At 49.1% G+C, this 17428-nt stretch carries 20 protein-coding genes; 10 read left to right on the forward strand and 10 right to left on the reverse strand.

Annotation, left to right across the window (positions count from 1 at the left end; all coding sequences use genetic code 11):
* The first annotated feature begins 172 nt into the window (after positions 1-172).
* From KO512_RS18490 to KO512_RS18505, 4 genes are all read left to right on the forward strand, one after another.
* Positions 173-1357, forward strand: a complete 1185-nt coding sequence (locus KO512_RS18490; protein ID WP_215953793.1) for an aspartate aminotransferase family protein — start codon at positions 173-175, stop codon at positions 1355-1357.
* A gap of 42 nt (positions 1358-1399) precedes the next feature.
* A complete protein-coding gene (argF, locus tag KO512_RS18495; RefSeq protein ID WP_215953794.1) occupies positions 1400-2314 on the forward strand; it encodes an ornithine carbamoyltransferase in 915 nt (304 codons plus the stop codon).
* A gap of 147 nt (positions 2315-2461) precedes the next feature.
* Positions 2462-3376, forward strand: a complete 915-nt coding sequence (locus tag KO512_RS18500; protein WP_215953795.1) for a LysR family transcriptional regulator — start codon at positions 2462-2464, stop codon at positions 3374-3376.
* A complete protein-coding gene (locus KO512_RS18505) occupies positions 3376-3891 on the forward strand; it encodes a DUF6942 family protein (protein WP_215953796.1) in 516 nt (171 codons plus the stop codon). Before KO512_RS18500 ends, KO512_RS18505 begins: the two co-directional genes overlap by 1 nt.
* 7 nt (positions 3892-3898) lie before the next feature.
* Here the strand turns inward: KO512_RS18505 and KO512_RS18510 are convergent, their stop codons facing one another.
* Positions 3899-4276, reverse strand: a complete 378-nt coding sequence (locus KO512_RS18510; protein ID WP_215953797.1) for a carboxymuconolactone decarboxylase family protein — start codon at positions 4274-4276, stop codon at positions 3899-3901.
* Positions 4277-4742: 466 nt separating this feature from the next.
* Here KO512_RS18510 and KO512_RS18515 point away from each other — a divergent pair, with 466 nt between their 5' ends.
* Together KO512_RS18515 and KO512_RS18520 are read left to right on the forward strand one after the other, a co-directional pair.
* Positions 4743-6095, forward strand: a complete 1353-nt coding sequence (locus KO512_RS18515) for a class II 3-deoxy-7-phosphoheptulonate synthase (protein WP_215953798.1) — start codon at positions 4743-4745, stop codon at positions 6093-6095.
* On the forward strand, positions 6095-6433 hold the full coding sequence (locus KO512_RS18520; RefSeq protein ID WP_215953799.1) for a YqcC family protein: 339 nt from the start codon (positions 6095-6097) through the stop codon (positions 6431-6433). Before KO512_RS18515 ends, KO512_RS18520 begins: the two co-directional genes overlap by 1 nt.
* 24 nt (positions 6434-6457) lie before the next feature.
* Here the strand turns inward: KO512_RS18520 and KO512_RS18525 are convergent, their stop codons facing one another.
* Genes KO512_RS18525 through KO512_RS18540 form a run of 4 tightly spaced genes read right to left on the reverse strand, consistent with a single transcriptional unit; the run spans position 6458 to position 8717 of the window.
* On the reverse strand, positions 6458-6859 hold the full coding sequence (locus tag KO512_RS18525; protein WP_215953800.1) for a CBS domain-containing protein: 402 nt from the start codon (positions 6857-6859) through the stop codon (positions 6458-6460).
* Positions 6856-7206, reverse strand: a complete 351-nt coding sequence (locus KO512_RS18530; RefSeq protein ID WP_215953801.1) for a P-II family nitrogen regulator — start codon at positions 7204-7206, stop codon at positions 6856-6858. The genes KO512_RS18525 and KO512_RS18530 overlap by 4 nt, the downstream gene beginning before the upstream one ends.
* Positions 7207-7215: 9 nt before the next feature.
* Positions 7216-8016: a DUF1538 domain-containing protein gene (locus KO512_RS18535; RefSeq protein ID WP_215953802.1), complete on the reverse strand. Its 801-nt coding sequence runs from the start codon at positions 8014-8016 to the stop codon at positions 7216-7218.
* Complete coding sequence (locus KO512_RS18540; protein WP_215953858.1) at positions 8016-8717, reverse strand: DUF1538 domain-containing protein; 702 nt, start codon at positions 8715-8717, stop codon at positions 8016-8018. The genes KO512_RS18535 and KO512_RS18540 overlap by 1 nt, the downstream gene beginning before the upstream one ends.
* A gap of 453 nt (positions 8718-9170) precedes the next feature.
* Between KO512_RS18540 and KO512_RS18545 the strand changes: the two genes are divergently transcribed.
* Positions 9171-10241: a DUF3549 family protein gene (locus tag KO512_RS18545; RefSeq protein WP_215953803.1), complete on the forward strand. Its 1071-nt coding sequence runs from the start codon at positions 9171-9173 to the stop codon at positions 10239-10241.
* A 101-nt stretch (positions 10242-10342) separates the two neighbouring features.
* Here KO512_RS18545 and KO512_RS18550 read toward each other — a convergent pair whose 3' ends face one another.
* The 5 genes from KO512_RS18550 to purU all read right to left on the reverse strand — a co-directional run bounded on the left by KO512_RS18550 (position 10343) and on the right by purU (position 14202).
* Positions 10343-10723, reverse strand: coding sequence for a VOC family protein (locus tag KO512_RS18550; protein ID WP_215953804.1), 381 nt, complete (start codon positions 10721-10723; stop codon positions 10343-10345).
* Positions 10724-10974: 251 nt separating this feature from the next.
* Positions 10975-11766, reverse strand: coding sequence for a replication protein P (locus KO512_RS18555; protein WP_252735115.1), 792 nt, complete (start codon positions 11764-11766; stop codon positions 10975-10977).
* Positions 11684-12589, reverse strand: a complete 906-nt coding sequence (locus KO512_RS18560) for a DnaT-like ssDNA-binding domain-containing protein (RefSeq protein WP_215953805.1) — start codon at positions 12587-12589, stop codon at positions 11684-11686. The genes KO512_RS18555 and KO512_RS18560 overlap by 83 nt, the downstream gene beginning before the upstream one ends.
* Positions 12590-12770: 181 nt before the next feature.
* Positions 12771-13178: a CBS domain-containing protein gene (locus tag KO512_RS18565; RefSeq protein WP_215953806.1), complete on the reverse strand. Its 408-nt coding sequence runs from the start codon at positions 13176-13178 to the stop codon at positions 12771-12773.
* A 169-nt stretch (positions 13179-13347) separates the two neighbouring features.
* Positions 13348-14202 (reverse strand): formyltetrahydrofolate deformylase, encoded by an 855-nt coding sequence (gene purU / locus KO512_RS18570; protein WP_215953807.1) that lies wholly within the window; start codon positions 14200-14202, stop codon positions 13348-13350.
* A 214-nt stretch (positions 14203-14416) separates the two neighbouring features.
* Here purU and KO512_RS18575 point away from each other — a divergent pair, with 214 nt between their 5' ends.
* From KO512_RS18575 to KO512_RS18585, 3 genes are read left to right on the forward strand one after another with little or no spacing between them, the layout of a single operon-like run.
* Positions 14417-15961, forward strand: coding sequence for a thymidine phosphorylase family protein (locus KO512_RS18575; RefSeq protein ID WP_215953808.1), 1545 nt, complete (start codon positions 14417-14419; stop codon positions 15959-15961).
* Entirely contained in the window at positions 15942-16826 is an 885-nt protein-coding gene (locus tag KO512_RS18580; protein WP_215953809.1) for a ribose-phosphate pyrophosphokinase, read from the forward strand. Before KO512_RS18575 ends, KO512_RS18580 begins: the two co-directional genes overlap by 20 nt.
* Positions 16823-17425 carry an alpha-ketoglutarate-dependent dioxygenase AlkB family protein gene (locus KO512_RS18585; RefSeq protein WP_215953810.1) on the forward strand — a complete coding sequence of 201 codons (603 nt, stop codon included), beginning with the start codon at positions 16823-16825 and terminating at the stop codon, positions 17423-17425. The genes KO512_RS18580 and KO512_RS18585 overlap by 4 nt, the downstream gene beginning before the upstream one ends.
* Positions 17426-17428 lie beyond the last annotated feature (3 nt).

Genomic DNA, 17428 nt, shown 5'->3' on the forward strand with positions numbered 1-17428 from the left:
CTATATGGGGTCAGCTCGTTTAATCTCAAGTAATTTCAACTTTGATTGCCTATCTTGCTTATTGCCGAGCAAGTACATAGAATGGCTGGTTTTTCCGTTCGACGGCCCCATACAGACAGGCGATTTGCGTTGTGTAGAGGGACTGGCAGAGAGACTAACCAGAGGGACTTAAATGTCTACACAGCCCGTTATGAATACTTACACGCGTCTTTCCGTTGCATTTAGTCACGGACAAGGCTGCTGGCTGTTTGATACAGATGGCAACAAATATCTAGATGCGCTGAGCGGCATTGCCGTTTGCGGCCTAGGTCATGCCCATCCAGCTGTTACGACGGCTATCAGTGAACAGGCCAGCCAACTGATTCATACGTCTAACCTGTACACCATCCCTAATCAGGAACGACTAGCTGAACGCCTGACCCAGATTTCCGGAATGGACAATGTCTTTTTCGGTAATTCAGGGGCCGAAGCCAATGAAGCGGCAATTAAGATCGCCCGTAAATACGGTCACTCCAAAGGAATCGAAACGCCTACAACGATCGTCTTTGAAGGTTCATTCCACGGCCGCACCATGGCGACATTGAGCGCCACTGGGAACCGCTCTGCTCAAGCGGGCTTTGAGCCATTGGTTAGTGGTTTTGTCCGCGCTCCGTACAATGATGTTGAAGCGGTTAAAAACATTATTGCCAACAATAGCAACGTGGTTGCCATTTTAGTTGAGCCGATTCAAGGCGAAGGCGGTATTGTTATTCCAGCGGATGATTACCTCAATCAACTGCGAGACATCTGTGATGCTAACGATCTGCTGTTAATGCTCGATGAAGTACAAACCGGTAACGGTCGCTCCGGCACCTACTTTGCCTATCAGCAAAAAGGTATCCTGCCTGATGTGGTCACCACCGCGAAAGGGCTAGGTAACGGCGTTCCTATCGGCGCCTGTCTTGCTCGCGGTAAAGCAGCCGAAGTATTTGTACCCGGTAACCACGGATCAACCTACGGAGGTAACCCTCTGTGTTGCGCCGCCGCATTAGCCGTTGTTAATACCATTACCGATGAAAAACTAGCACAGCGCGCTGCTGAATTAGGCGATAAGATCGCTGATGGCTTTCGTGCCCAGCTAGGTGACGCTGCCTATGTAAAAGAAATTCGACATCAAGGCCTATTATTGGCCATTGAGTTGACCGAGGCCGGTACCGAGTTGGCAGTTCTCTGTAAAGTAAAAGGAGTGCTGCTCAACATCACCGGCGGTGGTAAGGTTGTACGTATGTTACCACCTCTAATTATGAGCGATACCGAAGCGGAATTACTGGTTAACACCGTATCCCGTATCATCAAAGTCTATATGGCTGACGAATAACTGACTCTGAGCAAAAGCTTGCTTAGGCGGACTTTCTAAATTATGACTACACGACATTTTCTCACCCTACTCGACCTGACGTCTGAAGAGCTAAATAAGCTGATTCGCCGCGCAGTTGAACTAAAACAGATCCGCAACAACGGCGAGATTTACGCGCCTTTGTCCAATCAAGTCATGGCGATGATTTTTGAAAAATCATCCACCCGTACTCGAGTTTCATTTGAAGCGGGGATGGCTCAATTAGGAGGCCATGCCCTGTTCCTCTCATCAAGAGATACCCAATTGGGTCGTGGTGAGCCGGTCGAAGACAGTGCACGCGTCATCTCCAGCATGTGTGATGTGGTAATGATTCGTACCTTTGAGCACGAAATTGTGACCAATTTTGCCGCTAATTCCCGCGTGCCTGTCATCAACGCACTGACCGATGAGTACCATCCATGTCAGCTGCTAGCCGATATGCAGACATTCCTTGAACACCGTGGCGACATTAAAGGCAAAACCGTCAGCTGGATCGGCGATGGCAATAATATGTGTCATTCATATATCAATGCCGCTCGACGATTTGACTTCAACCTGCAGATCGCTTGCCCTGAAGGGTTTGATCCTAATCCAGAACTGGTTGCTGCCAATAGCGATCGGGTCAGTATTTTCCGTACACCGGAAGAAGCCGTTAAAGGTAGTCACCTTATCGTCACCGATGTCTGGGCTTCAATGGGCCAAGAAGAAGAGCAGAAAGAACGCGAACGGGAATTCAAAGGCTTTCAGGTAACGCCTGCCTTGATGGATCAGGCCGATCCCGACGCAATCTTCATGCACTGTTTACCCGCCCACCGTGGTGAAGAGGTCAGTGCTGAAATGATGGACGATCCTCGTTCCGTGGTGTTTGACGAAGCAGAAAACCGCTTACACGCACAAAAAGCGCTGTTGGAATTCTTACTGGTTAAACCCGCTCAATAGGATGAGAGCCGGTATTCTTACTGGCCAAACCGCCTCTTCTTGTTATAAGGCTCACCTCTAGGTGGGCCTTATTTCATTCAAATCTGCCGTATGAGCGCAATTCATACTATACTCTGGTTCACATCATAAACTCTGAGGTCTGCCAGCATGATCGAACTTCGACACCTGAAAACCCTTTCTGCACTGAGAGATGCGGGCAGTCTGGTTGAAGCTGCCGAACGTATCCACCTGACACAGTCCGCACTTTCTCATCAGATTAAAGACCTCGAAGACCGATTAGACTGCTCTCTTTTCATTCGTAAAACCAAACCCATCTGCTTTACCAGCGCCGGACAGCGCATTCTAACCCTCGCGGAAGAAGTGCTGCCGATGATCCGTAACGCAGAACGAGATATCGCCCGACTCGCAGGCGGTGAGGCCGGTCGTCTAAATATCTGTATCGAATGTCACAGCTGCTTTGACTGGCTGATGCCCACCATCGATCATTTCCGTCAAAACTGGCCCGAAGTCGAGATGGACCTGACCACTGGTTTTAGCTTTCAACCCTTACCAGCACTAGCCCGAGGGGATATTGACCTAGTTATCACTGCGGCCCCAGAAGAGCGCAATGGTATCGCCTACATTCCCTTATTCACTTACGAATCCGTGCTGGCCATGAGTAAACAGCATCAACTGGTGGCCCGTAAAGTGATTCAACCTCAGGACTTAGAGCACCAAACGCTGATCACCTATCCGGTAGAACAGCACCGCCTTGATGTTTTTAAATACTTTCTTGACCCATCAGGCGTTGAACCCGAAGAGGTTCGCACCTCTGAACTCACCGTAATGATTATGCAACTCGTCGCTAGCGGACGTGGCGTCTCAGCACTTCCCAACTGGGCGATTCATCAGTATATCGAGCAGGAATACATCACCTCTCGCCCTCTCGGTGAAAAAGGTGTCTGGTGTACCCTGTATGCAGCGATTCGTGAGGATCAGAAAGATGCCGACTTTATGGTCGATTTTCTTAACACCGCCAAAGAGATCACCTTTCGCAACTTGAGCGGAATTAAATCAGCCTAATGTGCGCTACGCTTAACTCTGTACAACCAAACACCTCAAGCGGCATGCTGACCGGTGAAGTATTAAAGGGCCAAACACTGGGTAATGTCGATACCGCCACCACATTGCTCTACCTGCCCACACCGCCCATCATCGATCCACAGCACCCGCTGGATTACGAGCGGCTATGCACCTTAAACGGTAATCACTGGCGTAAGATCCTAATTATTCTGGCAAAGCTACAAGCGCCAAACCAGCACTGGCGTACCTATCGAGATCAACAACTACTAAAGCAGCAGGAAGCGATCTGCTTTGGTGACCAATTGCTCGACCATCAACAACTACAGCTCGTCGCAGGCAAAGCCAGCTGGCAAAGATTAGGACTAAACCCACAAGACTTTACCGCTATAGAAACCAGTGGCCGATTATTACAGCGGGATAACATCATTCTCACGCCCTACCCTGATTACCGGCAGTTTCCAAACCAGCTAATCGATCAACTCAGACCGATCATACAAGCCTTTGAATCGGCCTAACCAGTCCCTAGCCCTGCCACTCATCTAACACCTCTTGCGCAGCACGAAACGCCTCCTGTGCCGCTGGCGCGCCACAATACACCACAGAATGCAGTAGCACCTCCTGAATCTCCGCGGGGGTACAGCCATTATTAAGCGCACCCCGAACATGCCCTTTCAGCTCTGCAGGGGCTTTCAACGCGGCCAACATGGCAATGGTGACCAAACTTCGGGTAGAACGAGGCAAACCTGGACGCTGCCAGGTCGATCCCCAAGCATGTTCGTTAATCCAGTCCTGCAGCGGCTCGGTTAATTCAGTGGTATTGGCTTGTGCACGGGCAACAAAGGCTTCGCCCATCACTTGAGTGCGAACCTCTAATCCGTTCTGTTTATCCTGTTCTGACATGATCTCTCACTTCTTATCATCTATCTGCTTAATTTTATAAGGCGTTGATTTTACCAACTTCACTGAAATCTGCGGCCCATCAATAGTCTTATGCCCAACGCCGACGCCTTATCCAAGCATTTTTATCCGATAGCCTTTAGTTAAGTGCTTTTATTTAAGCGCTTTTATCTAACCCAATAAGCCACGCACCCCGCTATTTAACGACACAGGAGCCTCACTCATAGGCCAATCACAGCCCAAAATACGGCATCATTTCAAACAACTCTATTGTGCAATGCAAAGCCAAACCCATAAGATTATGCGGCCATCCCCCACCGCCAACCCATTTTTCCTTAAAATGCCTCACAGCAGTTAACCAAAAGCCCGTAATTTCTCCGTTCAGCCCTTACCTGAAAAGGCGAACAGCGCTAAACTACCCCCTATAGAAGCCCCTTAAATAGTCTCCTTTCAACTTGGTATTTTTTTGATGGATAACTGGTCTCCAGAAAGCTGGAAAAGCAAACCCATTCTGCAACAGCCTGAATATCAGGATAGTGATGCGGTCAAACAGGTCGAAACTGAACTCGCACAACTACCGCCCTTGGTATTTGCCGGTGAAGTACGCTCACTGCACCAACAACTAGGCGATGTCGCGGAAGGTAAAGCGTTTCTACTGCAAGGTGGCGACTGCGCTGAAAGTTTTGCCGAATTCAGTGCCACCAATATCCGCAATACCTTCCAAGTATTATTACAGATGGCGGTTGTCATGACCTTTGCCGGCGGTTGCCCTGTGGTCAAGTTGGCCCGTATCGCAGGACAGTATGCTAAACCCCGCTCTGCCGGAACCGAGGTGATCGGCGGTATTGAGTTACCTAGCTACCGTGGCGATATTATTAACGACATCGCATTTAATGCTGCCGCCCGTCAGCCAGACCCTCAGCGATTGATTCGTGCCTACAACCAGTCCACATCAACACTTAACTTGATGCGTGCCTTTGCTCAAGGCGGCTTTGCCGATCTGCATAAAGTACATCAGTGGAACCTTGGCTTCGTACAAAAAAGCCCGCTGCGGGAAAAATACCAGCATCTATCTAACCAGATAGATGACACCTTGGCCTTTATGCAAGCCTGCGGCATCAGCAGCAACAGTGTTCCACAACTGAAAGAAACCACCGTGTATACCTCACACGAAGCGCTGCTGCTCAACTATGAACAGGCGCTTACCCGCCAAGACAGTTTGACTAACCGCTGGTATGACTGTTCTGCCCACATGCTTTGGATTGGCGATCGTACTCGTCAACTAGACGGCGCACATATTGAATTCCTGCGCGGTGTAGAAAACCCGATCGGCGTTAAAGTCGGCCCATCCATGAAGCCTGATGAGCTGATCCGCCTGATTGATGCACTCAACCCTGATAACCTTCCCGGCCGATTAACCCTGATTAGCCGTATGGGTGCCGACAACATTACCGAACTGCTGCCACCGCTAGCACGCAAAGTAAAAGAGGAAGGTCGCAACGTGGTCTGGAGTTCAGATCCAATGCATGGCAATACTGTTAAAGCCAGCAGTGGCTACAAAACCCGTAGCGTGAGTAATATTCTTAAAGAGGTCAAAGGCTTCTTTGAAGTTCATCGCGCGGAAGGCACTTACGCCGGTGGTGTTCACTTTGAGATGACCGGCCAAAATGTTACCGAATGTGTTGGCGGCGCCTACCAGATCACTGAAGAAGGTTTGGCCGACCGTTACCACACCCATTGTGACCCTCGCTTGAACGCGGATCAGGCTCTGGAACTCGCTTTCTTGATTGCCGACACACTGAAACAGGCTCGTCAACGTTAATGACCGTCTACGCAGAGCTACAACAGCTATTATTAGAGATAGAAGCGGAGATGCGGGCTTGGTCAGTCTGGACCGCCACTCCGCCATCTGCGTCAGCTCTGCAAAGCATTCAACCGTTCGCCATTGACACCCTCAGCTTCTGGCAGTGGGTGCAGTGGATAATGGTTCCACGCTTTCAGCAGATCATCGAACAGCGCCAATCTTTACCACCGAGCAGCAACATGGCACCCATGGCACAAGAAGCGGTCGTCAGTAGTGGCATTAAAAGCAGTAAGCTGATCGACTATTTCACCAGTCTCGATCAACTGTTAACCAACAGCCAATCAATAATCGAATAACGGCTCACACTCTAGCAAGTGCTATTAATCGGTAAGCAAACCATCCAAAACAATCTGATTATAACCGACCAACCCCATCACCTCTCCGCAGCTTAAAACCGGCGCCATCGACAGCCCAAAGTTATCAAATAAACGGGCGCAGTAACGCACATCCATCTGTGGATCGACACCGATCACCGGCTTAGTCATCACCTCATACACATTCACGCGGGCAGGCTCTCTATCCTTAGCTAACACCTTTTTGGCGATATCCGATAACAACAAAATGCCATACTCATCACCCTCATAACGCTTGTTCACCAATAATGCGGCCACTTTTCTCTCTTTATAGATATGAATCGCATCTTTAATCGTGATCAAACCATCAACCATGGCAAAGTTATGTGTCATCACATCCTCCACCCGAATAACAAGACGTTCATTCATAACTCACCCTCAACGACATTGGTCAGGGTTTTAATCTGATGAGCAACACCCACTGCATCTTCAATATCTAACTGAATAGCGATCCCTTGACTGGGTTTTTCATCAAAATCAGCGACCGTCGCAATCGTTTCTAGAATCTTGCGACTCAGATGCTCCTCAACAATAAATAACACGACATCGCGAGGCGTTTCCAACGATAAACCGAAGAATGTTTTCGTTTTATTTACACCTTCACCGCGTGCTTTATTAATCACCGTAGCGCCCGTTGCACCCGCTTCACGGGCTGCTTTCATCACTTGTTCGGTTTTAGAATCTTCAACAAATACTAACAACAGTTTGAAGTGCATCTTTCCGTCCTATTCTTCGTTAAGCTTTTCATCACGTTCCCGCCTACGCTTGTCTCGGGCGGTCACCATCTCAGTCATCTGTGCATACCCCATCACCGTGATCATCGGAAACAGACTGGCAAACGCTATCAAACCAAAACCGTCGATCAACGGACTCCGCCCGGGTACCGTACTCGCTAAACCTAACCCCAGCGCTGCCACTAACGGCACCGTCACCGTTGACGTAGTTACTCCACCGGAATCATAGGCCAGCGGCACAATCAATTTAGGTGCAAAAAAAGTCTGAATCACGACAAAAATATAACCTGGAATAATAAACCAGTGTAATGGATAACCAGTGATAATCCGCCACGTTCCCAGACTGATACCTATCGCAACACCGAAGGCCACGGCGAGACGTAAACCCAATACACCAATCGCACCACCGGAGACCTCATTCGCCTTAATCGCCACCGCAATCAATGAGGGTTCCGCAATTGTAGTACTGGCCCCCACCGTGAAAGCAAAAATATATACCCAGTAATAATCGCCCCAATGTATCGACCCACTAACACCGGTGCCTCGGATAAAATCAGGATCGGTCAGCTGTTGTGCCATCAAGCGGCCAATGGGAAACAGCGCTTTTTCCAATCCCAATAGAAACAGCGCCAGACCGATAATCACATAAATAAAACCAAACAATACCCGCTTCAAATTAGGCACGGGGCGGCGAATCACTAGCAATTGGAAACCAAAGATAATCGCCATTATCGGTATCACATCTTTGATGGTAGACAGTAAAATAACCAGCCACTGCGATAATGTTTCCATCAGATCACCATGCCGTAGGCCATCACAAAAATCATCGGTGTCAGTGAGGCAAACGCGACCAAACCAAAACCATCAATCATCGGATTACGACCTTCAATGGATGATGCCAACCCCACGCCTAACGCGGTCACTAATGGCACGGTAATCGTCGACGTGGTTACACCTCCCGAATCATAGGCAATACCGATAATTTCGCGGGGGGCGAAGCCTGTCATAATAACCACCAACAGATAGCCGATGGCAATCATATAGTGAATTGGCCAACCTTTAAGTATGCGGATAACCCCCACCACAATCGCTAACCCAACAGCAAAAGCGACCGTATAACGAAGCCCGGCGGCATAACTCGATTGCGCGGCATCAGTCGCCTCTATCATGCCCCCTTCCGCCGCCACCGACGCCGCCTCTGCCGCTACAGCAATCAGCGCGGGCTCAGCCACCGTGGTGCCAAACCCTAAACAAAACGCAAATACCAGCAACCATAACAAACTGCCCTTGCGAGCAAAGGCATTCGCTAGCACTTCACCGACAGGAAACAGCCCCATCTCTAAGCCGTAGATAAAGAACGTTAGCCCCGCAACCACACACAGCAAACCGGTCAGCAAACCAACTAGATCAGGCATCGGTTGATGTAAAACCACTAACTGAAAGAAAGCGATAACCAATACGATAGGCAGGAGATCACGTAAACTGCCGGCCATCGAGCGCCCAAGAGCGATAAAAAAATTACTCAATGAAACTCCCTTAAAATGGACAAACAATGACAACACCACAGATTCATTCCTTCAGAATCACTTCTTCAAAATCATCCTGGCAGCGTCATATACCGATTATGATGAGCATGGCCTGATAAGCCTGAGTCCACCTATCACCCGATTAGCGGATATTTAAAGACCAATATCATTATTTAAACATCAATTTAAAATTGCCGTATTGACCCGCGGCACACAAAACGAATAGCGACCGACAAAACTAACGTTATAGATCGTTATTAAGAAATATATATCGTTTTGCACATCCTAAAGCAGATTTTTCGCGCAGCCCTGATGTCAGCCTAGACGTCATTAATAACCGATATTGGTCATCAGCGCTGCTGTATCTGCACTGCTCACACTGTTAAAATAGCAGGCGTTTTTACCTTATCAGGCAGCAGCATGGCACATTTTGAAACACTGACCGATTTTATTCGTCAAACTGAAGCACAGTTCCGTATCTTCGATATGGGCCGCTGTATTAGCAAATTATCTCCCGATACTTTCCGTCAAATTGAAATGGGGCATATCCCTTACCCCAAACCTTTTCTACATCAGGCCTGGATCGCTATTCTGATGTGGAACCCAAAACAGGCGGATGAAAATGTGGTCTGGTTTCTCAAGCTCCCACTGGATGAGCAGGGATTCTTAGTGCAGGCGGCACGGGATGATTTTCTCAATCGACTATTACAGAACCTGAGCAACACCATGGGCAAAGGCCCACTGGATCAGCCAACAGACGCGACAGAATATCGTGATGCCTTAAAGGATAACCCTTTTAGCTTCACCCCTGATCAGGAAAAAATGGCGGCCTTCCACGCCACCGCTAAACTGACAACCCGACAACCCGCATCTTCATACTATGATGCGGCGAAACAGTATTTTCATGGAAAAACAAAGCTTAGTGGCTGGGATACATTGGGTTATCAAGGCATTGCCGATTATGTAATACGTCATCAGCAGGGTAATAATGAGCAAAAACTTGCAGAGATTTTTCCTCAGCTACCGGATGTTCCGCTAGAGGCTGCCTGTACCTTTATCGAACATATCCAACCCGGTGAGGCATTAAGTGCCGCCATTCGTCAACGACTAGACAACACCGTAACCGAAGGCAGCGCATCAGCCAACCAGATCGGCGCCCTATTACGCGCCATCTCACAAACGCCAGAATGTGAACAAAAGGTTTCGGTGCTGAGTGATGTACTGAAAAGCCCCTATGGCCGCGAAGCCGAAGTCATTGCCGCCCTCGCCAGCCGCTGCTGGGCCAGCTTACAGTATCCACAACTACTGCAACTATTTTTAGAAACGCTGGCAAACAATAACGCCGGTCAAGCCTGTTTTAACCGCGTCATGGCCGATTTGATGTTTATTCCTACGTTACGAGCACTCAGTCTGCAACAGTTTCGCTCGCCTGAGCGTAGTGAAGCTCTTAGCAAAGCAATTGGCGGGATGTTTGGTGATGGTTTTCTCTAAAAGCCTGAACTTAAAAATCAGACATAAAAAACCGACATCTCCGGTTAGCAGAACGCTCCCGGTTGATGTCGGTTATCACTGAATGGTTATCCCACCCAGCGCTAAGACATAAAATGCGCCGCACAGATTTTATTATCAGATGGGTCGCGCAAATACGCCAAATATATTTTTTTATCGCCGCCAGCTCGAACACCAGGAGGCTCTTCACAACTAACACCTCCAGCCGCCACACCGGCAGCATGCCAAGCTTCAACCAACTCAGGAGAGCTAGCAGCAAATCCTGTGGTCATACCATTACCGTGAAAAGCAGCTTCCCCATTAATGGGTTTGGTAATAATAAAAATACCACCATCGCTAAGATACAGATAACGCCCCTTTGCATCTAATACGCCGGGCCCATACCCCAACACCCCCAGTATCGCATCATAAAAAACCTTAGATTTTTCAAGATCATTCGCACCCAGCATGACATGGCTAAACATAACTAAAACCTTTTTTATTAGAGGAAGACTAGAATGTGCTTTATTCCATTGAGTTTGTCTAGCTTGAAATCATCTAGGGAAGCAATGAGGCCCAAACAAGCAATCTTATCTCCGTTTGCTTGAGTGTGCCGACGGTAAAAGAGATGGATTACACAAACGAACACAGCGGATAACAAAGGCCCTCTGAGTAGAGGGCCAGCGATGCATCTATAAACAGCAGCAGTGATTTAATGCCAAAAGAACAGCGTTTACTATTGATAATCATCCGGCAGTTTAACCGTTAACCCCCAACTTTCAGCCCGTTGCTGACTGGCCTGACGGAAGCGCTCACGCACATCGGTTCCTGCAGGTTTGGTGAGGTAGAACAGCAGTGTGCTGGCTTTTTCAGGGCTGATATTTTGCTCTTCGCCCCAGCGTTGCATAAAAGCGACTAGGGTATTATCACTTTTATTTTCCAGTGCCACCGGCACCTCAACACTCAGGTCTTCACCGGCACGCACCCGACGACAGATAACCTGATAGTTATAACGGAAGTCAGGATAGACTCGGTCTTCGGTTTCGCTTCTTAGACGGAACCAACCGGTGGCTTTGCCTGCATGATAGAGCGCAATGTGAGTCCACTCATGCTGAGTTGGATGATCCGCATAACGGCACACCTCCTCATAGGCGATTTTCGCGGGCGGCAAACCGAAATCACCACTCTGCTCGTTCAGAATAGTGATAAATTCAGAAATAGTCGGCATCCACGCCAGCGTTTCTTTGCAGCGATTGATCGCCGACACCAGTTCCGCTTCGCTGTAGCCCTGCATACTCAGTGCCCACTCGCGTTTAGCGATGCGGATCTCATCCTGAGTTTCAAAACAGCTTTTAAACTTATGCCCGTAAATCGCCATAAAGCGAGCGAACAGCATATTGATCAGCGTTTTAGTGTCGTTGCTGATTACCGTGGATTCTGTCGGCTCACCAGTCGGTGTCCTTGATGTCCATGATGGCTGCGGTAACCCGCTTGCGCTTTTCCCGATTATCTGGGCGGGTGTTTTCATGGTTTACACCTTTATTTGCTTCGTCTGCCCGCTGTTTGCGCGCATCTCGTGTCTGTTTATTAATCCATTCCCGCTTAACCCAAGCAAGGAATTTTTGATCCCAGTTGGATTCTTTGCGGTCTTTATCCAACCAATAGAGAATAAACTCATCTAGTAACTGTTCCGCAAAAGGCTCGGGGATGCTGTGGCGCGGCAACATATCGAGCAGCGTCCGTGACGGCTTCCACCCCAAAAACATCGCGTGTAGTTTTTGGTTTTTCTCTTCAATCTCATTTAAGCGGCTAGCAAAATCATTCTCAGGCGTGGTCTGGCGACTCGGGGTTACCTGACGGCTTTTCGACCAGCCAATGCTGCCACCAAAAGTGGGCGCGGGGCCGAGCCGGCGCGGTTGTGCCTGCTGTACTCGACGGCTGATTTCATTCCGTTCGGGTGGCTGTTCAACCACCGGTAACGCCTGAACAGTAACCGTTTCAGGGGCCGAGGCCTCTGCTGAAAAATCGGGAGCGGAGGGCTGAGCCATGGTCTGATCAGTATCGACCAGCGCTAACTTAATAGCCCGCCCATGACCAAAGGACGCTTGAATATAACCCTGAGAAACGAGACTGCTGGTTACCATCGCCAACTTATCTTCATCCCAGAAACTGGTCAGTGATAGCCACTCTGAACGACTCAATACCGCGGAGGGTACACCTGATTTATCAGGCAAGCCGTGTAGTTGAATATAATCGTGATATATCGCCAGAAGGATCGCTTCATCAGAGCCTACCGTACGTGCTAACGACGGATAAAACAGTACGGGTTTTTCCGGAAAACGGAAACTCATAATGATTCCAATAATCTAACGCAGAAAATAACAACAGGGCCGCTTTTATAGCCAGTACAGAAGCGTTTCAGCAAAAGTTTCATTCACAAAAGCGTCACTCAACTCAAGTATATGGCAACGTTTCACTCAGTCACGGGTACCCGCGAATACCAGCTAATCAACAACCCTGATACGAAGCAGATCAACCATCTTGAGCAAACTGCCCAACCGCACGTAACACATCGCGGCGACTGATCTGGCCGATCAGTTTACCATTTTTTAGCACCGGCAAGCGACGTCTTTTGTTGGTAATAAACTCTTCTGCCACCGAAATAATGTCGGCATCATGGTTGATGGTAAAGACTTCTGCTGACATATGATCACCAACTCGACCACCCACCTCTTCTTCATGATAGGTCAGTGTCAGAATCGCTTTCAGACAGTCCGCCTCAGACAGCAGCCCAACTAATTCTCCTTCTTGACTCAACACTGGGGCACCGGTAATCCGATGCTCTAATAACTGATCTATCGCTTCAAACAGATCGGTGTCGGGAGTAAAGGTAATCAGTTGTTTCGCCATGTAGTCACTGGCTTTAACAGATCGCAACATCAAGAATCCTCCAACTGGATATCAGATAGTCGTACAGGCCGGTTATGCCGGCGCTTATAGTGACTTAATCTTAGCCTGAGGAATGTAATAAAACACTGTTCGAGATCTATCAATTAGGCGAATATCGATGCATTAGACTAAAAAAAGAGCTTTTCAGGCCCGTTAACGATCAGTTAAAGACAACCGTTTTATTGCCATGCACCAGCACCCGATCATCCAGATGCCAGCGTAATCCTCGTGCCAACACAGTCTTCTCGACGTCTTTACCCAAGCGAATCATCTCCTGCGGTTGATCCCGATGACTAATCCGAACGACATCCTGATCAATAATAGGGCCAGCATCCAGCTCTTCGGTCACATAATGACAGGTAGCACCGATCAATTTTACGCCACGCTCATGGGCTTGATGATAGGGTTTAGCGCCCGCAAAGGAGGGTAAGAAACTGTGATGAATATTAATAATGCGATGTCGATAAATATCGCACACGCTGCTCGGCAAAATTTGCATATAGCGCGCAAGCACGATGGTATCCGCTTCATGCTCAACAATCAGCTGATGCACGCGCTCGAAGTGCGGTTGCTTATTGTCTTTATCCACCGGCACATGGTGATAGGGAATACCGTGCCACTCGACCATGTCACGCAGATCATTATGGTTGGAAATCACACAAGGGATCTCACAATCCAGTTCGCCTTCATGATGGCGATACAGAAGGTCGGCAAGGCAATGGGAATCACGGCTGGCCATCAATACCACTTTCTTCGGTATTGTCATGTCGTTTATCTCCCAGCGCATCTGAAAGGACTGCGCAATCGGCGTAAACTGCTCGATCAGTTGTTCGCGATCGAAGCTTCCTGCTGCGATAACAATTTCAACCCGCATAAAAAAACAACCGGTCGAATTATCAGAATGCTGATTGGCGTCGGCAATAGAACCGCCATGGCTAGATATAAAGTTACTTACCATTGCCACAATACCCAGTCGATCTGGGCAGGCCAATATCAGTGTGAATCTACGTTCCATGGTATCCTGCTTTGTCTGTCTATGTTGAAATGGCAATATTCTATCAGCTATCTAACAACTCGCCACCGTGTAAATTAAGATGTTTACTGCACATCAATAAAAGTGGCAATGGCATGTACAGGCGCTAATATTCTCTGTTATAAACAGACTAAAAAACCATATTCAATGGGCAGCCAGACAGTCACTTATCCGTCTGGATTGGAGCAAAGCAAAGATGATATCTACCCCTGAACGAGCGACCACATTACAGGCACGCCGGCTGGGTATCGACACCCGCCAGGAACCCATTATCTACCTCAGAGCAGACAGTCCAGTATGCCGCTCAGAAGGTTTTTCCGCTCTGTCACGGGTTTTGGTTCACACCGAACACTGTAAAATTATTGCCACCCTTAATATCATTACTGGCGAAATGCTACGTAGAGGCCAGATCGGTTTTTCCGAGTCAGCTTGGCTGAGACTACAGCTGAATAACGATGACAATGTCTGGTTATCTCACCCCAGACCAGTGCAATCCTTGTCGCATGTCCGTGCAAAGGTCTATGGTCATGCGCTGAATAAGCAGCAATTCCAAGAGATCATTAACGATATCGTTGATGGGCGCTATGCCGATGTTCATATCGCCTCCTTTATCACGGCTTGTGGTGATGACAAACTCAGTGATGCGGAAATTATCGCCCTCACCCGTGCGATGATCGATTCCGGTAGCCGGATCGACTGGGGCCAACCTATGGTGATCGATAAACACTGTGTCGGCGGCTTACCGGGCAACCGCACCACGCCGATTGTGGTCTCGATTCTAGCGGCCAGTGGCCTCACCATGCCGAAGACCTCATCTCGCGCGATCACCTCTCCTGCCGGCACCGCTGACACCATGGAAACCATGACTGAAGTCAGCCTGTCACTCGAACGGATGAAACAGGTGGTGAAACAGGAAGGCGCCTGCCTAGCATGGGGTGGATCAGTACGCTTAAGCCCCTCAGATGATATCTTGATACAGGTCGAAAGAGCGCTTGATATCGACAGCGAAGGACAGTTGATCGCCTCAGTACTGTCGAAAAAAATAGCCGCCGGCGCAACCCATGTTTTGATCGATATTCCAGTCGGCCCTACCGCTAAAGTAAGAACACAACAAGCCGCGGATAAACTGGCGGCGTCTTTTATGAAAGTTGGCGAACAGCTGGGGATTAAAATTCAAATCCTCTACACCGATGGCACTCAACCGGTGGGCAACGGTATTGGCCCAGCCCTTGAGGCCAAGGATGTGATGGCGGTATTACAAAATGATACCCATGCGCCTCAGGACCTCAAACAGAGAGCCCTAACGATGGCCGCCACTATGTTGGAAATGGCTGGCGTTGTCGACCCTCATTGCGGTCTCAAACAAGCCACCACGGTGCTTGAAAGCGGCCTCGCATGGAAAAAATTTGTCGCTATCTGTATTGCCCAAGGCGGCATGAAACAACCCGGTGAAGCCCCTTACCGATTTAAGCTCATGGCCGACAAAGCTGGGCTCGTCACACAGGTGGATAATCGTCGCCTTGCACAGGTGGCAAAACTGGCGGGGGCACCTATCGATCCAACGGCGGGCTTAGTGATCCATGTCAAAGTCGGTCAGCAGGTACAACTGCACGACCCACTACTGACGATTCATGCCGAAAGTTCCGGTGAACTCAATTATGCTGTCGAATATCTGGAAAGCCATCCTGACATCATCAGACTGAATACCGAGGAGAGCGTCATTGAAAACCATTCTGATTAACTTAGAATCCGATCCCGCACTCGCCGCCCAGTTGTGCCAAGCCCTCGATGCGCAGCCCGGTGAAATTGAGTTACGTCGCTTTCCCGATGATGAGAGTTACCTGCGGGTACTCACCGACTGCCAAAACCATAGCGTCGTGATCTTCTGCAACCTCTATCAGCCGGACAACAAGATACTCAGGCTACTGCTGCTCAGTTATACACTGCGGCAAATGGGCGCGTTAAAAGTTGGCTTAATCACCCCCTATCTCGCCTATATGCGGCAAGATAAGCAGTTTCATGCCGGTGAATGTGTCAGTTCACGGCCATTTGCCAAATTGATCTCGGACTCCCTCGACTTTATGGTTACCGTCGACCCTCATCTACACCGTTACGACTCGCTAGATGAGATCTACAGCATCCCTTCTCGAGTCGTGCATGCTGCACCGCTCATTGCCGACTGGATTAAAACCCATATCCCTAAGCCCCTGCTCATTGGCCCCGATAGTGAAAGCGAACAGTGGGTATCGCAAGTAGCCGAACTGGCCGACGCACCTTTTCAGGTACTCAATAAAATCCGCCGCGGCGACTATGACGTCGAAGTAACCCTGCCGGAAATCGAACGTTGGCGTCAGCATACGCCGGTGTTAGTCGATGACATCATCTCGAGTGGCCGTACCATGCTGGAAACCATTAACCACCTCGAACAGGCTGGAATGCCTCGTACCACCTGTATTGCAGTGCATGGCATCTTTGCCGCCGATGCCTACCCACAGCTGCAAGCCGTTGCCGAGGTTATCACCAGCCGTACGATTCCCCATCCCAGCAACCAAATTGAAATCGCCTCAGCCATTGCGCTGGCAACCCTGGAACTGCTGCAGGCATGAACAAAACGCATCTGCCACAGGGGGAGCTACAATTCGAGCCGGCATTTATCCACCTTGATGCGGCTCAACAGCTTTACCAGACCTTACTTAAGGAGCTACATTGGCAGCAACCCGAAATCCGCATGTTTGGCCGTGTGGTTAGCATTCCCCGGTTGCAGTGTTTTCAAGGCGAGCCGGGCATACATTACCAATATTCAGGCCTCTCACTACAGACAGAACCCTGGCACCCGCAGATAAAGGCCATCAAAGACCGTATCGAAACACTCAGCCAACAGCCCTTTAATACCGTGTTGATTAACTACTATCGTCACGGCCAAGACAGCATGGGTTGGCATAGCGACGACGAGCCCGAACTCGGCAAAAACCCAGTGATCGCCTCCATCAGCCTAGGGCAGACAAGACGTTTTCTGCTGCGGCACCGTTATAATAAAAATATTGCCCGACAAGAACACTTGCTCAATAGCGGCTCTCTGCTGATAATGTCAGGTCAGTTACAACATTACTGGCATCACAGTGTGCCAAAAACCAGTCGGCAGCTGGAGGGACGTATCAACTTGACCTTCCGGCAGACCTTCGCCACCGATACCCAAATGGAATAACCG

The sequence above is a fragment of the Amphritea atlantica genome, assembly GCF_018860855.1.
Classification (GTDB): domain Bacteria; phylum Pseudomonadota; class Gammaproteobacteria; order Pseudomonadales; family Balneatricaceae; genus Amphritea; species Amphritea atlantica_A.